15 protein-coding genes are annotated in these 16,652 nt (G+C 71.8%); all 15 read right to left on the bottom strand.

All coding sequences use genetic code 11. The features are described from left to right. Positions 1-87: 87 nt before the first annotated feature. Positions 88-852: a PIG-L family deacetylase gene (locus tag ACZ5WG_RS14525; RefSeq protein WP_468723895.1), complete on the bottom strand. Its 765-nt coding sequence runs from the start codon at positions 850-852 to the stop codon at positions 88-90. Between the two features lie 65 nt (positions 853-917). Next, entirely contained in the window at positions 918-1,676 is a 759-nt protein-coding gene (locus ACZ5WG_RS14520) for a hypothetical protein (protein WP_468723183.1), read from the bottom strand. A gap of 107 nt (positions 1,677-1,783) precedes the next feature. Continuing rightward, positions 1,784-3,319 (bottom strand): hydroxymethylbilane synthase, encoded by a 1,536-nt coding sequence (hemC, locus tag ACZ5WG_RS14515; protein WP_468723181.1) that lies wholly within the window; start codon positions 3,317-3,319, stop codon positions 1,784-1,786. Next, positions 3,316-5,685 (bottom strand): methyltransferase, FxLD system, encoded by a 2,370-nt coding sequence (fxlM, locus tag ACZ5WG_RS14510; protein WP_468723180.1) that lies wholly within the window; start codon positions 5,683-5,685, stop codon positions 3,316-3,318. The genes hemC and fxlM overlap by 4 nt, the downstream gene beginning before the upstream one ends. 29 nt (positions 5,686-5,714) lie before the next feature. Next, positions 5,715-6,380: a M15 family metallopeptidase gene (locus tag ACZ5WG_RS14505; protein WP_468723179.1), complete on the bottom strand. Its 666-nt coding sequence runs from the start codon at positions 6,378-6,380 to the stop codon at positions 5,715-5,717. After that, positions 6,381-6,884, bottom strand: coding sequence for an NUDIX domain-containing protein (locus tag ACZ5WG_RS14500; protein ID WP_468723178.1), 504 nt, complete (start codon positions 6,882-6,884; stop codon positions 6,381-6,383). It lies immediately after the preceding gene. Then, positions 6,881-7,360 carry a GNAT family N-acetyltransferase gene (locus tag ACZ5WG_RS14495; RefSeq protein ID WP_468723177.1) on the bottom strand — a complete coding sequence of 160 codons (480 nt, stop codon included), beginning with the start codon at positions 7,358-7,360 and terminating at the stop codon, positions 6,881-6,883. The genes ACZ5WG_RS14500 and ACZ5WG_RS14495 overlap by 4 nt, the downstream gene beginning before the upstream one ends. Positions 7,361-7,392: 32 nt before the next feature. Further along, entirely contained in the window at positions 7,393-8,772 is a 1,380-nt protein-coding gene (locus ACZ5WG_RS14490; protein WP_468723176.1) for a phosphotransferase, read from the bottom strand. Then, a complete protein-coding gene (locus tag ACZ5WG_RS14485; RefSeq protein WP_468723175.1) occupies positions 8,769-8,945 on the bottom strand; it encodes a hypothetical protein in 177 nt (58 codons plus the stop codon). The genes ACZ5WG_RS14490 and ACZ5WG_RS14485 overlap by 4 nt, the downstream gene beginning before the upstream one ends. 54 nt (positions 8,946-8,999) lie before the next feature. Continuing rightward, complete coding sequence (locus ACZ5WG_RS14480) at positions 9,000-9,410, bottom strand: GFA family protein (RefSeq protein ID WP_468723173.1); 411 nt, start codon at positions 9,408-9,410, stop codon at positions 9,000-9,002. Then, entirely contained in the window at positions 9,407-10,711 is a 1,305-nt protein-coding gene (locus ACZ5WG_RS14475; protein ID WP_468723171.1) for a protein-L-isoaspartate O-methyltransferase family protein, read from the bottom strand. Before ACZ5WG_RS14475 ends, ACZ5WG_RS14480 begins: the two co-directional genes overlap by 4 nt. Before the next feature lie 51 nt (positions 10,712-10,762). Continuing rightward, complete coding sequence (locus ACZ5WG_RS14470; RefSeq protein ID WP_468723170.1) at positions 10,763-12,232, bottom strand: NUDIX domain-containing protein; 1,470 nt, start codon at positions 12,230-12,232, stop codon at positions 10,763-10,765. Positions 12,233-12,277: 45 nt separating this feature from the next. Continuing rightward, positions 12,278-13,567 (bottom strand): MFS transporter, encoded by a 1,290-nt coding sequence (locus tag ACZ5WG_RS14465; protein ID WP_468723169.1) that lies wholly within the window; start codon positions 13,565-13,567, stop codon positions 12,278-12,280. Between the two features lie 53 nt (positions 13,568-13,620). After that, positions 13,621-14,574, bottom strand: coding sequence for a 5'-3' exonuclease (locus tag ACZ5WG_RS14460; protein WP_468723167.1), 954 nt, complete (start codon positions 14,572-14,574; stop codon positions 13,621-13,623). Further along, positions 14,571-16,580 (bottom strand): ABC transporter ATP-binding protein, encoded by a 2,010-nt coding sequence (locus ACZ5WG_RS14455; RefSeq protein ID WP_468723166.1) that lies wholly within the window; start codon positions 16,578-16,580, stop codon positions 14,571-14,573. The genes ACZ5WG_RS14460 and ACZ5WG_RS14455 overlap by 4 nt, the downstream gene beginning before the upstream one ends. Between the last annotated feature and the right edge of the window lie 72 nt (positions 16,581-16,652).

Below are 16,652 nucleotides of genomic sequence, written 5' to 3'. Positions count from 1 at the left end.
AGCACGCCGCCTCGGCGCAGGGAACGCTGGACGGCTTGGAGGCCTTCGGTGTTGCTGGCCCGGGCGGGCGCGGTCTGAGGGCTTTCCCTATACCGCGAGCTGTGTGAGCCCGCTGGCCGACTTCTCAGGGTTGAGGCGGGAGAAGTGTTCCGTGCCGATGATCCTGTTCCGGGTCGGTTCAGGGAGGCGGGAGAGGAGGGCGGGGAGCGGCCGTTGCTTCGCGACCTCGCTGCGGTGCGCGAGGATCGCCTGCCACTTCCTGCCGAGCCAGGGTCGGACGTCGACCGTCGCGGTGATCATCTCGTCCGGCACGCTCAGGACCGACTTGTCCACTCCGGCGAGCAGAGGACCGAGGTCGTCGAGGGCGGAGTGAGGGTGGGTTGCGGTGTACAGAGCCGCGGGCTGCCAGGGTTCCCCCGCGTCGGGATAGAGGTGCTCCAGCCCGGCGGCGGTGAACGCCAAGGTGGTGACGCGGTGGGTGTGCCGGTGGTCGGGGTGGCCGGTGAGCTGGCCGTAGGCGTCGTGGGTGACCATGATCTCGGGCCGGAACTGCCTGATGTGCCTCACGAGGTCCTCGATCACCTCGTCGAGCGGTGCGTCGCACAAGCGCGGGCGACCGGGGGCGGACTGGGGGATGCGGTGGTCGGCGTACCCCAGCATGCGCGGTTCGCCTGCGCCCAGGGCCGCTGTGGCGTCGGCCAGTTCGGCGGCGCGGTGGGTGTCGGGGGCCCAAGTGGTGGTGACGACGGTCGTCCGGGCACCGGAGTCGGCGTGCTGGGCGAGGACTCCGCCGGCGACGAGCGCCTCGTCGTCCGGGTGGGCGAAGACGCCGAGCAGACTGGGCAGCGGCACGGTGGCCTCCTGGTTGGTCGGGTCGACGGCGGGCGCGTCGGTGCTCGCCGGACGGGCTGGAGGGATCACGAGGCGGGTGCGGGTACGGGCGTGCCGGTGAGGTGGTAGGCGCGGTGGGCGAGGTGCGGCGCGAGCTCGGGGTGGCTGCCGCGGCCCGCGACCTGCAGGAGCTGCGCCAGTGCGACGAGTTCACCGAGCCGGCCCTCGGGGGTGTCGAGGACGTGGCTGAACTCGGCACGGATACGGGCGGCGGTGGTCGGCTGCGCGAGGGTGTAGGCGTGCAGGAGGCCCACGTCGAAGCCGGTGGGGAGGAGGCCCCACCCTTCCCAGTCGAGGATCACCAGGGGCTCGGGCGTGATGTTGCCCCAGTGAAGATCGCCGTGGCCGGTGGTCCAGGAGGTGATGGTGGGTGTGGGGATGCCGAGGAAGCGGGTGAAGTTGCGGTCGATCCACTGCTGCCGTACGGCCTGGCGGTCGGTCGGGACCCTCGCGGTCGTGGCCAGGGCGGCCCGAAGGTGAGCCCACCAGGAGCCGGGCAGATTGGCTTCGCGCGTCAGGATGGGCCCGCCCGCCTGCAGCGCGGGCTGGGCGATGTATTCGGACAGCTCGGCCCGGTAGGCGCTGGTGCCGTCGGTCCACTCGGTGACGTCGTGCAGCCGGGGCCGGGGAACGGACCGGGGCAGAGCGGAGTCCGCGGCAGCAGTGCCGTCCCACAGGCGGCCGCCGGACTTATCGGCAGGAGCGCTGACCAGCCGCAGCCACCACCGGTCGGCTCGGCGGCCCAGGGTGCGGCCCTGCCAACCCCAAGCCTCCGGACCGGACACCGTCAGAGAGAAGGCACGGGCGGCTCGCTGGTGCGCTCGGCGCATCCGTTGCCGATCGGCCTTCTCGGCCGGAGCCGCGAATACTGCCTGCCGGGCGTTTGGTTCGGTCATGCGGGCCGTCCGAGAAGACGCGCAGCCCCGGCGCCCAGCAGCTGTCGGCCTGCGTCCTGCCCGACAGCACTGGCTGCCGTCGTGGGACCGGACGCGCAGGCGCGCAGAGGGTCGCCGCCGGCCGGGTCGAGAACGGCCGCGTGCACGGTGACCACGCCCGACGCTGCATCGAGGGTGGCGTGGGCGGAGGCGGCGGTCAGACATCCGCCCTGCAGCGTGGCGAGCGCGGCCCGCTCGGCGTCGAGCAGGATCCGGGTCGGGGTATGGGTGAGGGGACCGAGCAGCTGCCCGGTCGCGGGGTCGTCTGCACGGTGCTCGACGATCACAGTCCCCGCCCCGGCCGCGGGCAGCCACACGGCTGGGTCGAGGATCTCGCAGGCCCGGTGCTCCTGGCCGAGGCGACGCAGGCCGGCCAGGGCGGCGATCACGACGTCCGCGCCGAGCGTTCCCGCGTCTAGTGCGCGCAGTCGGCTGTCGGCGTTGCCCCGGATCGGTACCTGCACGAGGGTTGGGTGGAGGGCCTTGAGGAGGGCTGACCGGCGGGGCGCGCTGGTCCCGACCCGGGTACCCGGCGGCAGCTCGGCGAGCGTGGTCACAGGCTGGCCGGTGGGGAGGACGAGAGCGTCGCGGGTGTCCTCACGGGGCAGGACCGCTCCGATGACGATGCCGGGGGAGCGGTCGTGCGGGCCGGGCACGTCCTTGGCGCAGGCGATCGTGGCCTGGACGCGTCCGTCCAGGAGGTACCGGTCCGCGTTGCGGGTGAAGGCCCCCTTGCCGCCGATCGCCGAGAGCGGGCCACGGTGCCGGTCGCCCTCGGAGATGATCTCGACGACGTCGAGCACCGCCTGCGGGTAGCGGCTCCGGAAGGCGACGGCGAAGCGCCCGGTCTGCTCCAGGGCCATCGGGCTGGGCCGGGTACCCAGCCGGACGGTGGTGAGGTCGGTGGTGCTGGTCATCAGGGTCGGACTCCATCGGCGGTTGCGGGGGGTGGGGGAAGGAGGCGGGTCAGAGCGGCATCGAGGACCGCTTGGCCTGCGAGCGCTGGTGTCGATGAGGTGGGCGTCGGCGTGCATCCACGCAGCGGCGGCAGCGGCGTAATCCGCCGCCCGGCGCCGCCGGTGCGCGCGTACGGCCTCGCTGCGGGCATCGTCACCGGGGTACTCCTCACTCGCGTCGATCCGGGCGCGCAGCCCGTCCGGATCGACGTGAAGGGCGAGATGGACGAGGCCGGGCGACAAGCGCAATGGCGCGAAGTTCTCAGCGGCGTACGCGGGATTGAGCACGGTCATGGGCGCGATGACGTGACCGCCCGTGTACTCGGCGACCTCTCCGATGTAGGCCGTGGTCAGGCGGCGCCATGCCGCGTAATCCTGATAGTCGCGGAGCTTGCCGGGATGCTCGTTCAGAGTGCGGCGCAGCAGATCACCGATCTCCTCCGAGTCGGCCACCACCGAACCGGGCAGCGCCCCGTGCAGCCCGGCCGCCAGGGTGCTCTTCCCGCTGCCGAAGGCTCCGTTGATCCAGATGATCACTGCTTGTCGGACCTCCCTTGTACCGCGCCACGTCCAACGCCGCTGTCGGTGGTGCCGTCACGGCCCGGCCAGCTGACGACGATGCGGCAGTCGTTCTTCCCGACAACGTTCCCGGCGGGGAGGCGGGAGTCGGGCGTGTCCGGGGGCAGCACCGTCAGCTGAGGGGTGGCCCGGCCGCGCAGTTCCCGGTCCCAGGTGTGCACGGCCGCAGCGATGGTGTCCGCGGCGGACTTGCCGTTCTCCCCGAAGAACTGCACCCCGAACTCCCACGTGGAGATGTCAGTGGTTTCGTCGTGCTCGCGCTTCTCCACCATCAGGCAGGCCAGCGAGCGGCCGAGGACGATGGCTTCGGCACCGGACCTCTTCGGCAGCCGCACCGGGCCTTGGCGGTCCGGATCGCCGCCCATCCGGCAGAAGCCGACCAGGGAGGTGGCCAGCCACAGCTGCAGGTCCTCGAACGACTCGCCGCCGCGGACCGTCACCCCGGTCCACAACTCGGTCCCGCCTGCGGCCAGGGCGCGGTCCAGGCCGTCGAGCGGGGCAGGCGGGGTGTCTTCCCAACGGATGCCGTAGCCGGTCTCCCCGATCGGGGCCGGGGCGTCGTCCCACCGGCCGACGCCCTGCATGGGGACGAACCCGCACGGGCTGATGTCCGTGGAGACCAGCGCCCAGTGCTCCTTGCGCAGGCCGACAGCTCGCGTGAATCCGCCGATGCGCAGCGGCACGACCAGGTGCCCGCCTTCCGCGAGCTGACTGGACCAGCGCCAGGGCAGGTCGTTCGAGGCGACGGTGACGATGATGGCGTCGAAGCCGTTCTCCGGGATCAGGTGCCCGGGGGCGCCGTGGGTGCCGTCGCCGAGGACGGGCCGGACCCGGTCCGCGTACCCGGTCTCTGCCAGGAAGCGCTGCGTGCGGGCGTGCACGTAGGGGTCGATCTCGACGCACACCACCGACCCGTGCGCGCCGACAAGCTCGGCGATGAGGGAGGCGTTGTAGCCGCCGCCTCCGATTTCCAGGACGTTGGCGCCCGGCCGGAGGTTGGCCCGGCGCAGCATGACCGCCTGCATCTCCGGCTGGGAAACCGAACTCATAGACCGGCCGGTGTCCTCGTCGAACACGGTGGCCACAGCCTCGTTGGCATACGCCTGGGCGAGCGGCTGCTCGGGCAGGAAGGCGTGCCGGGGCACCGTTGTGAACGCCCGCCGCAGCTCAGGGGTGTCGGTCCACCCGGCCGCTGTGAGTTCCCGGACCAGCTGCTGGCGGAGCCGGACCGCCGTGGCCGGTTCCGTGAACGTCAGCGACACGTCGTTCGCCGGCCTGGGTGTGTGGTGCGCGGGCGGGACATCGGGCAGCAGACCCGGCCACACCACGTTCAGGGCTTGGGCGGAAGCGGTGAACAGCGGCTGCGGCAGGCTCCGCACGGCGGAAGGGGTGTGCCACTCCCACCGGGTGATCAACTCCGGCTCGCGCGCCGTGGGCTGGCCGGTGTAGTCGGTGATGCGGGCGATCTCGGTGATGCGGGTGAAGCCGTGAGTGGCGTCGCACAGCGTCCCCAGCAGCAGCACGGCCTCTGTCAGGGCGTGCAGGCCGGCCTCCTCGGCGAGCTCGCGTACCGCGGTGGTCTCGAATGCCTCGCCCGGCTCCACCTTGCCCGCGGGGAGTTCCCACACGGTTCGGGAAGGGTTCCAGCCGAGAAGGACCTGCCCGTGTTCGTTGGTGACGACGACCGCGACTCCAGCCATCGCGGCCGGCTTCGGCGTCCGCTTCTCGCCGTACGCGACGACGTCGGACTTGGGCCCGCGCAGCAGCAGGACGGTGGAGTCGCCTGCCTCGACGCGCTCGCTGTGCTGCCAGCCGTCGGCGAGGAGGTCGATCTCGGCGTCGTCCAGGTAGATCCCGCGCAGCTCCTCCGGGTGCCGGTCCGCGTGCGGGGTGATCACACACAGGGTGCCGTCCTCGTCGAGCAGTGCGGCGAGTTCCGTGACTGTACGGGTGCGGTCGTGCAGGTGAGCCAGGGCCCGGCGCATGGTGATGACCCGGTAGCCGCCGGCGGGCGGTGCGAGGGAGGAGAGGTCCCCGCCGCTGATGTCGAGCTGGTGGAAGGCAACCTCGTCCGAGACCGCGGTGGCACGCTCAACAGCGGACTGGGCCCAGTCCACCGCGTCGACCCGGTACCCGGCAGCGGCGAGGAAGCGGGCAAGCTCACCGGTCCCGCAGGCCACGTCCAAGGCCCGGGCGTCCTGGGTGTCCCGCGGCAGGGCCAGGTGCTCGGTGAGGATGGCCTTTTCGGTGTCGGTCAGCGGGCGGAAGTCGCGGCCGGCCTCGTAGTGGGCGTGCCAGTCCAGCGCGGTGTGCGTGGTGCTCATGCGGTACGTGCTCCCTTTCGTCGGGTTGCTCAGGAGAGATCGGCGGGGCGCTGGGAGGCGGGTCCGTAGAGGGCTGCCGGTTCGCCGGTCATCAAGGCCCAGTAGCGGTCGCCGAACGACCAGTGCCACCACTCCGTGCCGTAGTTGACGAGCCCTGCGGCCGTGAGTGCACGGCTCAGGGTGGCGCGGTGCAGCCGGGCCTGGTGGGGGAGGCCGTCGGCGAGGGTGTAGCAGGCGCCCGCGCTTTCCTCCGGGCTGGCGTTGACCCGGGTGCCCATGTCCAGCTCAGTGCCGTCCGCATCGACGAGGGTCAGGTCGACGGCAGCGCCGGCGCTGTGTGGGGCGATCTCCGGCGGTGACACGTACCGGCTCGCCTGCGCCCTCAGCTCCTCCGCAGGCCAGTCGGCATGGGCGGTGCGCAGTTCGGCCGCGTACTCCTCGAAGTACCGCTGTTGTAGTGCCGGCGGCCGGAACCCTTCGACGACGAGCACGCGCAGGCCGTCGGGCAGAAGCGACTGGGCGTGCAGCAGCCGGTCGAGGACGCCGGAGCGGAGGTGCGCGAAGGCGTACGCGGGATCGGAGCGGCGGTCATCGAGGAGGAGCTCTCCGCCGGCGCGGACGTCGGCGAGGGGCTCGCCGTTGTCGGCCACCGGGATCGCGGCGACCCGCGGGTCGGACATCAGGACGATGCTCATTCAGGCCTCCCAATTCCAGGTGTCGAAGTACGCCGGCATCCCCGCGTGGCGGGCGGCCACCACTGCCTCGAGCCGTGCGTGGTCCCGTCCCGGCATCAGCTCCTGCCATTCGGACACGGTCAGGGCGCGCACTTGATCGTGCTCGTCCGGGTCCAGCACGATCTCGGCAAGCTGCCGCGAGGACAGTCGGCCGCCGTCGAACACGAACCCGACCGTCGCCAGCGGCCAGTCCTTGCCCGGCAGCCCGAACACCGTGGCCAGGAGCTTCGGCGGTCCCGCCACGTGGAGCCCGGTCTCCTCGCGGCACTCCCGCACGGCCGTCTCCCAAGGGCGCTCGCCGGACTCGGCGACGCCGCCCGGCCACTGCCAGGGGTGGGCGCTGGAGTACGTGGCACGCAGATGGACGGGCCGGTCCTCCTCGTCGGTGAAGAACACGGCCCCGAAGACCGTGGCCTTCGGCAAGGTCGCGGCGAACTCCTCGGGAGGAAGCCATTTCTTGCTCACGATGCGTTCCCTTCGGCCAGGGCGGGGAAGCGCGTCATCCGCATGAGCGCCGGGTCGGGGGCGAAGCCGAGATCCTCGTACAGCGGGGCCGAGCCGGCGCTGGCGTACAGCTCGTACAGGGTCACCCCATCGCGCTCCAGGTGATCGAGGAGCGCGGTGAGCGCGGCCTTGGCATAGCCGTGGCGCCGGTGGGCGGGGTCAGTGGCAACGGCGTGGATCCGTACGGCCAGCCCCTTGGGGTACTTCGGGGCGGGAAGGACGGCGTGGACCAGGCCGAGGGCGCAGGTGGCGAGCCCGCCGCTGGGCGAGTCGATGACGTAGGCGCGGGCGTCACCGCCGTACTGGAGGCGTAAGGCGAGCTGGTCGGCGCACGTGGTGAGCCGGGCTTCGTCGAGGGGTTCGCTGAGGATGTTCTCCGAGCGCAGGCGGGCGATCTCGGCGGCGTTTGTTGGGGTGGCCAGGCGAGGTTCGGGCACGGTGTTTCCTTCCCTGAAGGGGCATGTGGGGCTCACGGGTACTGGGCGTGGAGTCGGCGCAGGGTGCGGTGGCCGCGCTCGGTCACCTCGGGGTCGTCGTGGCTGGTTCCGTAGGCGATGCCGGAGACGGCGTCGAAGGCGGCCTCGCACTGAAGGCGCAGCTCCTCGGTGGGGGTGAGCGGTCTGCCGTAGCCGTCGAGGAACGCGGCGCGCAGTTCCGGGCGCCCGGTCCAGGTGTCGCTCAGCCGCACCAGGTCCCGCGTCACCGTCCCGTGCTCGGACCGCTCGAAGTCGAACAGTTGCGGTTCGCCGTTGTCGTCGAGCAGGACGTTGCGGTACTGCAGGTCCCCGTGGGTGGGCACGAGCACGGGCTTCGGCAGGTCCGCGTAGGCGCTGACCAAGGCGAGGACGAGGTCCTCGTCTTCCTCGGCCAGGTACGGTCGAGCGCCTTCCAGATGGCGCTTGACCTTGTCAGCGGCAGTCGCGGACTCAGCGGGCTGCTCGGGAGCACTGCGGTGGAGGGCGCGGACGAGACGGCCCAGATGGTGCTGGACCCGCGCCTCGTCGGCAGCGCCGAGGACCATCCCGTGCAGCGAACGTCCGGCCAGCGAGCTGATGACGACGGCCTGCGCCGCCGGGTCGGCTGCGATCAGACGGGGAGCCCTCGGCCCGAGCGCCGGCACCCACGACCGGTACGCGGCGACTTCCCGGTCATGGAACTTCCGCCCGCGGTGCCGCTTCAGATACCAGGTGCCACCACCAACCCCTGTGAGCAGCCACACCCGGCTGCCGGTGCGTACCCAGGAGACCTCCGTCGCGTGCGCGATCCGGCCGATCGCCTGCTCGGCGAACACGCGCAGCCGGTACGGCAGCTCCACCTCACCGGTCGGCGGGCCGGACAGGAGGCGGGTGCGGTCGGGGCCGTCCGGGCTGTGTTCGACGGTGTCGCCCGGCTGTTGGAAGTGCACGGCGGCGGGCAGGCCGGCACGGTAGGCGTCCAGACCTGCCCGGCAGTACGCCACCATCGGCGCGGGGAGGGCGTCGAGCGGGTACCAGTCCATACCGTCGCAGCGGTCCGGCTCCATGACCTGTGGCCGGCCGCCCCACCGGCGCACCTCGAAGAAGACGCCGATGCGGGAGCGGGAGCCGGTGGGCGGGTGGTGGTGGACGGTGACGGCGGCGGTCACGTCCTCCGCCGCGATGAGGACACCGGTTTCCTCGTGGGCCTCCCGGATCACGGCCTCGACCATGTCTTCGCCAGGGTCGAGGTGCCCGGAGGGGAGATGCCACAGGCCGCTCGCGTAGACGGGGCCGGCCCGGCGCGACAGCAGGACCTCGGGGCCGCTCTCCCCGCTGCGGCGCAGGACGAGGTGCACGTCGACCGGCACGGTGTGCCGGTCCCCGCCGCTCACCGCGACGTCCCGGGGCGGCGCGCGAGCAGCACCGTGAACACACCGTCTTCGTGCAGGACTCCGTCTTGGGCGTGCTGCTGGAGCAGGGGCCGGGCTTGCTCCTCGAATCGCTTGTGGTCGGTGAAGAGGTCGGGGCGGGCGTAGTGGTGGTCCACCGAGTCGAACAGGGTCACGTCTCTCCGATCGTCAGGCGCGGGCCGCGAGCAGCGGCCAGAGCGCCTTCGTCTTCAGCGGTCGGGGTGGTGGCGGGTGTCGGGGACCTGGGGCAGCCACGGCACGGCGGTTTCACGGAAGCTCTGGTTGACCGGGATCAGGTCGGTCGGGTTGCCCAGCGCGGACAGGGTGACCGCGATGCTGGTGGCACCGTCGTCGAGGGCGCAGAGCTGGCTACCGCATGTCGGGGAGAAGCCGCGTCGGGAGTCCGGCCACGTGTAGTGCCACGTCGGCTCGCCGCCCTCGTTCCAGGTCAGGCCGTCGAGGGGGAAGGAGACCCAGGACATCATCGGGGCCCCGGACAGCCGCTGGCAGTCCTTGCAACTGCAGGTGTGGGGGTAGTCGGGGGCGCCGGTGACCGCGAACTGAATCTTGCCGCACTGGCAGCTGCCGGTCCTCGGAGTGGTGACAGGGGGCACGGTCATAGGGTCGCTTCCTTCGGTGTGCGGTGGTGGGTGTGCGGGCCATGCGCTGAGTGCGGTGCCGCCTGCTGTTCCGGGGCGGCGGGGAGAGGCCAGGAAAGGTCCGCCGGCCCGGTACCGGCGCTGACCCACTGGGTGCCGTCGGGTTCGAGGTGGAGCCAGTAGGAGGAGGGGGATCCGGCGTTCTGCCAGCGGGCGGCGATGTCCTGGATCTCCTGCCAGATGTCCCGCGGCCCGCATGCCGTGACCGCCCACCCTCCGGTGTCGTCGGGACGAGCGGTCATCCAGGACCCGCACGCGGGTGCACCGATGACCAGGTCTTCGGCGGCCCAGTTGCGGACCAGGCCGGGGTGGAGGTGATCCAGTGCCAGCCACAGCCCCCGCGCCACGTCTGCAGGCGGGCCTGTCCGGGTGCTGTACGTGCTGCTGCCGTCACCGGCGGCGATCCCTTCCCGGAAGCGGGCGCTAAGGAAGATCTGCTTGCCCCCGTCGCGCAGGCGATGCCCGAGCTTCACCGCCTCCAGGCGGGCTTCCACCAGCCCGGCGGAAGTCCGGGTGATGACGGCGAGCCCGGGCCAGGACGGCGAGGACGTCGCCAGACTCGCCAGCGCGAGACCGCCGACGGCCAGCTGCTCCGGCCAGGCCGCGGGCACGCGGGTCACGGCGTAGGAGACGAAGATCCTGTCGTACGGCGCCTGCGAGGGCCAGCCGTCCTGCCCGTCCCCGGTCACCGCCAGAGGCCGGTGGCCGAGCGCGGCCAGCCGCTCTCGGGCGGCAGCGGTGACGTGCGGGTCGCGGTCCAGGGTGACCACCCCGGTATCCCCGGCGACCGTGCAGGCCACTGCCGCGGTCACCCCGGCGCCGGTCCCGATGTCCAGGTATCGCTGTCCCGGCTTCACACCCAGCCGATGCAGAAGGCCGACGGTCATGCCGACCGTGCTGGACATCGCCGTCATCGAACCGCCCGACCGCGGGCCAGGCACCCGGCCCAGGATCGGCTCACCCTCGTGCTGCACCAGCACGCTCTCCCCGCCGTAGAGCAGCCCGAGCAGCTCTTCCCGGTCCGCGGAGATGCTCCAGTCGAGGAGGTCCCAGCGGGGTGGGGTCTCGTCCGGGGCGCTGCGCCGTACGTAGGCCTGCGGCATCAGCACCTCCCTGCGTAAGGCCAGGAAGGCGTCGCGGATCGGGCCCTGCTGGAGGTGGCCGGCGGCTTCCAGTCCGGCAACCATCGCCGCCCGGGCGGTCTCCGTTCTCACGTCGAGGACGAGCTCGGCCCGGGTCGGCGGCACGGTGGGATCGGCCACGTACGACTCCTTACGTCTGGGTGGGGGGACGGCGGGCGGGGTGCGGGGTGGTCAGGTCCATCCGAGTTCGGTGTAGGGGCGGCCGGCTCGGATGCCCTCGATCGCGGCCCGGGTGTAAGCGACGATCGGTTCGGGGAGGGCGTCGGCGGGCCACCAACCCCAGGAGACGCACCGGTCCGGCTCCAGAACCTCTGGCGTCCCCGTCCACTGCTGGGCGCGGAAGACGAACCCGACGCGGGGTTGGGCACCGGGTTTGTCCACCATGTGCACCACGTGCGCCAGCTCGACGTCCTGCGGATCGATGAGCAGGCCTGCTTCCTCCTTCGCCTCGCGGACCAGGCAGGCCACGGCGGATTCCTGCTCGCAGTGTCCGGCGAGGAAGTGGTGGGTGGCTCCGGCGTACGCGGAGTCCGGGTGCCGCAGTCCGAGCAGTACCTGGTCGTCACGTTCCAGGTAGAGGTGGATGCCGACGATGTGGGGAACACTGGTGCTGTCGGCTTTCGGCCCCTCCGGCCGGAGAGCCCCGGGCCGGATCACCAGCTGGTCGCGGGACGACTGCTCGGCGTGCTTGCGCACCAGGTCCAAAGTGGAGGGGCTCAGCCGCAGTCGGGGCATGTCGTCGGGGTGGAACCAGGCGAGCATCACGCCTTCGGTGAGGTGGAGGCCTACGCAGTCACCGTTCCACCGTGCGGTGAAGACCTGGATCGGCACGGTCAGGCCGTCGGTGCCGGTGGCGAGCTCGACAGCGAACGGTTCCAGCGTGTCGGGCTCGAACCCGGCCTCCTCACGGAGCTCGCGGCGGACGGTGTCTTCCAAGGAGGTGTCGCCCGGTTCGCGGCCGCCGCCGAGCAGGGACCAGGCTCCCGGTTCCCAGACACCGGGCAGGTCATCGCGCAGGTGGAGCAGGTAACGGCCGTGGCCGTCATGGATCAGCGCAGAGGCGTTGGCCGGCTCGACCCGGCCGTTGAGGGCTGAGGCGCAGAGCTTCGTCCGCAAGGCCGGAGACGTCACCTGTTCGAAGGGGAGCCACTCAGCGCCCGAGACCTCCTCGGTCTGCACCGTGATCTCCACTTCGTCTCGGACGAGCATGAGGACGAAGCGGAGGTCGAAGTGCTGATGGGCCGGCTCACCCTTGGCCGTATTGGCGTCGATGTCGTGGACGTCGATGTCGAAGGGCTGCGTGCCGTACTCGGCGGTGGTGCACAGGGCGCCGGACGGGATGCCGGCCTCCTCGTGGACCTCGCGCAGCGCCGCTTCCAGAAGCGTCCGGTCGCTGTCCTCGACGTGTCCGCCCGGGGCGAGCAGCTTGCCGGTGGCGTTGTGACGGATGTGGAGGACGCGGCGGTAGCGGTCGACCACAACCGCACTGCACGTCACGTGCCCGGGCAGGGTGGAGCGGCTCGTGGGGTCGTCGCAGTCGTCCAGTGCCCGCAACAGGGGTGCCAACGGCGGTGCTTCGGCTGGGCGCTGTTCCAGGTAGGCGGTGACGAGATCGTGGATGTGCGAGCGGCTGGGTGGCAAGGCGGGCCTCACAGTTCGGGGAGAAGGCAGGGAAGGGCGTGACGCTCAGGGGCGTGGGTCTGGTGCGGTTGGTTCGGCGGGCGGGCGATCGGGCCCGACGAGGGCGGATGTCCCGGCCGGTGGAGCGGGTACCGGCATGGTGGTCAGGCGGCTGACGGGCGAGCGCCACAGCACGGCCACCGGCACCACGAGCAGCAACGTCCCGGCGACCAGCGCCGCACGGGCCCCGTACGCGGTGGCCACAGCGCCGCCCGCCAGGGCCGCGAACGGCTTGCTCCCGGAGACGAGCCAGGTGGAGGTCTGCTGCGCCCGCGCCTGCAGCTGCGGCGGACAGACCTGCTGGCGCAGCGACCTCTGAGTGGTACCAGCCACCGCTGCGGCAGCGAGCTGAAGACCGCCCGCCACGGCGAGGACCGCCAGCCAGCCGGGTCCGGGCCCAGCGATCAGAAGGGGCACGCCTGCCGTCGGGCATGTGGCGAATCCGGCGAGCAGGGTGGGTCCGGGGCCGAAGCGGGCCACGATCCTCGGGGCCACCAGAGCGCCGGCGAGCGCGCCCCCGCCGGAGACCCCCATCACGATCCCCAGCCCGGTCGGCCCCGCCCCCAGAGTGGTCAGCAGGTAGAACGCGAACAGGGCACTGGTCACGCCGACGCCCACACCGGTGAGGGTCAGAGCCAGCACGAGGTCCCTCACCAGCGGGGTCCGTGCCGTGTAGGCGAGGCCCTCCCAGATCTCACCGGCGAACCGGTACCTGCGCCTGCCCTCGGCCGCCGCGACCGGCGGCCCCGGTTGCGGAATCCGGGCCGCGCACCAGGCGGACACCAGATAGGACAGGGCGTCCAGCCAGAACGCCCTGGCCGCGCCGACGACGGCGACGACCACGGTGCCGAGGTACGTTCCGGCGGTGTCCGCGGCCCCGAACGCGGCCCCGACCCGGGCGTTGGCCCGGTGCAGCAGGGCTGGTTCGACCAGCTGCGGCACGATCGCGATGGCCGCCGCCTGGTGCAGCACGTTCACCGCACCCAGGACCAGTGCGACCCCGTACAGCACGGGCATCGACAGCACACCGGCCAGCGCCGCCGCCGGGATGACCGCGACGGCCGCGGCGGCGGCCAGGTCGGTGCCCACCATCAAGGCCCGCTTTCCATGCCGGTCGACGACGGCTCCGAACGGGAGCGCGAGGAGGAAGGTGGGCAGGTGCGCCAGGGAGGCGAGCAGAGCGGCCTGCCCGGCCGTCGCGTCCAGCTCGAGGACGGCGAGCGTGGGCAGCGCCACCAGGTGCACCGATGTCCCCGCCAGCCCGGCGGCCTCCCCGCTCAGGTAGAGCCTGAACACCGGCCCGAGTGCGGACGCCTTCCCGGGGGGAGAAGGCCGGGGACTGGGCAGGGTCACCACAGGCCCGCCTCTGTCAGCAGTTGGCCTGCCGGCATCAGCTCCGGGGTGGCCTGGCCGGTGAGGAGATCGTCAGGGACCGGGACCTGAGCATTCAGACAGAGTGCCTCCCGCCATGCCAAGACCTCCTGCCACTGCGCGCGAGCCCGAGCCAGCCCTGTCCCGGTCCGGCCGGACGCCTTCTCGGGCAGGTCCTCCAGGCGGAGCCCGCCGGCAAGAAGCAGCTTGGCGGTCACCGGACCGATGCCGGCGACCCCGGGGATGCTGTCGGATGCGTCCCCGGTCAGCGCCCGGAAGTCCGGCCACTGCACCGGGAGAACACCGAAGCGGGCGGTCACGTCCGCGGCCGTCACGAGCTGACGCCCGGCAGGAAGCCGGGTGTTGAGGATCCGCACCCGGTGCCCATCCAAGAGTCCGAACAGGTCACGGTCGCCGGAGAACACCATCACCTCCCGGCCTGCGTCGACGGCGAGGCGGGCCAGGGTGGCGAGGGCGTCGTCCCCTTCACAGCCCGGCTGCTCCAGCCACCGCACCCCCGCCGCGTCCAGCGCCCGCTTGACTGCGGGCAGATGGACGACAGGGCTGTGGTCGGCACCCGCCCTGGCCGCCTTGTAGCCGGGCACGCTCTCAGCGCGGTCGGCGGCGCCGTCCTCGGCGTCGAAAACCACGGACACCTCATGACCCGGACCGTGCTCCCGGTGCGCCTTGCGCAGCAGGGCAACGAACCCGAATAGGCCGGTCAGGTCCTCCCCGCCGGTCGCGGTCACATGCCGGGGAAATCCGAAGTGAGCCCGGTAGAGCAGATGATGACCATCGGCCAACAGCAGCGGAGCCCCGGGTACGACGGAGCGCGAAGGGGTTCCGGACTGCCGGTCTGGGTGTGACTGCTCCGCGTGGGATCCCCCCACAGGGGCGTCGTTCACCCCGGGGTCCTTGGTTACGGGGGTCATACGTGGTCCTCAGCGCGCACGATGTCGTGATCGCCGGCGGGCTGCGCCGGGATCGTGGCATCGAAGGCTGCTGCCTGGACCAGGTAGGCGTCGCGGAAGTCCCCAGTGCCCGTCGCCGGGTCCATCAGTTCCACGAAGGTGCCCGACTCCGCCACCCGGCCGTTCTTGAGGACGTGGATGAGGTCCGCGTGGCGCACGGAATGCAGGCGGTGCGTGATGAGCACGATCGTCTGGCCGGAGGTCGCGGCCAGGGCCCTGATCTGATCGAAGACCCGTTGCTCGGCGACGGCGTCCAGGGCGCTGGTCGGTTCGTCCACAATCAGGATCTCGGCCTTCCGGTACTTCGCCCGCGCGATGCCGATCCGCTGCCACTGGCCGCCCGAGATCTGGTGCCCGCCGCGGTAGCCGCGGGCCAGGAGCGTGCCGAGCCCCTGCGGCAGGTCGTCGAGGACCTGGTCGGCGCCGGCGAAACCAGCAGCCTCCTGGACCGCCTGATCGTTGATGGCCTGGCTGGGCTGTCCGATGCCGACGTTCACGCGGAAGGTGAAAGGCCAGTGGTAGAAGTCCTGCGACATCAGCGCGACACGGCCGAAGACCTGGTCGCGGTCAGCGGTGCGGGCGTCGACGTCGTCCCACCAGATGGTGCCGCTGCCCTCATCAGGCAGGTACAGGCCGGCCAGCAGCTTGACCAGCGTGGACTTCCCGGAGCCGTTCTCGCCCACCAGCGCGATGATCTTGCCTGCCGGGAACCCCAGGCTCACGTCGCGCAGTGTGGGCTCCGGCTCGTTGCTGCCGCTGCCGGGGTACGTGAAGGAGACCTTCTCGAACCGGACCTCCCGCAGCCTCTCGGGCAGCGGTTGCCCGCCCACGGGGATTGCCCGCGTCGTAGCCTCCCGGCACAGCCGCTCGAAATCGGCGACGAACAGCGACTCCTGGTGCAGCTCGGTGATCTGCAGCACCAGGGTGTCCAGACTTGCAGCACCGGTCCGGATGGCCAGGACGGCCGTGCCCGCGACCGCGAGGTCCATGGCCCCGCCCCACAGCAGCACACCCAGGGCCCCGTAGGTGAGGAGGGTGGCGATGCCGCCGGCGCCGTCAGCAACCAGCCCGATCCGCGCGGCGCGGCGGGCCAGCCGGGTCTGCTCGCGCTCGCTGGTCTCGGCCATGGTCCGGAAGTGGCCCAGCAGGAACGGGCCGACGCCGTGGACTCGGACCTCCGCCGCTGCCTCCTTCTGGGTCAGCAGCTGGCCGAGGAGATGCCCGGCCCGGGCGTGCTGGACGAAGGCGTGGAAGGAGATGTACTTCTGGCGGGAGATCATCAACGAACTCCACGCGCTCGGCAGGGTCATCAGCACGAGCAGCGGCAGCAGCAGCGGGTGCAGGACGGTCAGCACGCCGGCCGCGGCGATGAGGGAGACCGCAGAGTTGAGGGTATTGGTGCAGTAGCGGATCATGCGCCGGGCGGAGTCAGCGCCGTACCGGGCCGCGTCCAGGAGCCGGTGGAACTCGTCGTCCTCGATCGCTGCGAGCTCCGTACGGTGCACCAGCCCCAGGTACTGCTCGGTCGCCACCCGCTGCACCTTCGGCTCCAGGGCTCCGGTGGCTGCCGTCGACGCCGACCGCAGCAGCGAACCGAGAAACGCGGTCACAGCCACGACCGTGAGAGCGGGTACGGCCTGCGTAAGGCGCTCGTTGGTGCTGCCGCTCGCCAGGATGTGTCCGAGAACGCTGTTCACGGCGACCAGTCCCACGGCCTGGGCGATCCCGCGGCCAGCCTCGGAGGCCAGGACGACGCGCAGGGCGCGGGCGTCGGCCAGGTGTGCGAGCCGCAAGCCCGTCCCGACCAGCCGAGGCAGTTCCTTCGCCATGGCCCACAGGCCGAGCTTCAGCCAGGCGCCTTCGTGCCGGTCCCAGCCGATGTCGTAGGCGAGCTCGCCACCGAAGAGGAGCCGCTCGGAGTCCGACACCCCCGCGGTGCCGGATTCGGTCTTGGTGTCCTTGCTCACGCGGCCCTCCCGGTATTCGGTCGTGAGCCGCGGTCACGGCAGGAGGGGGAGTCAACCTGGCGCCCATCCCCC

Source organism: Streptomyces sp. NPDC032745, assembly GCF_055579465.1.
This window is presented reverse-complemented; position numbering and strand designations above follow the sequence as displayed.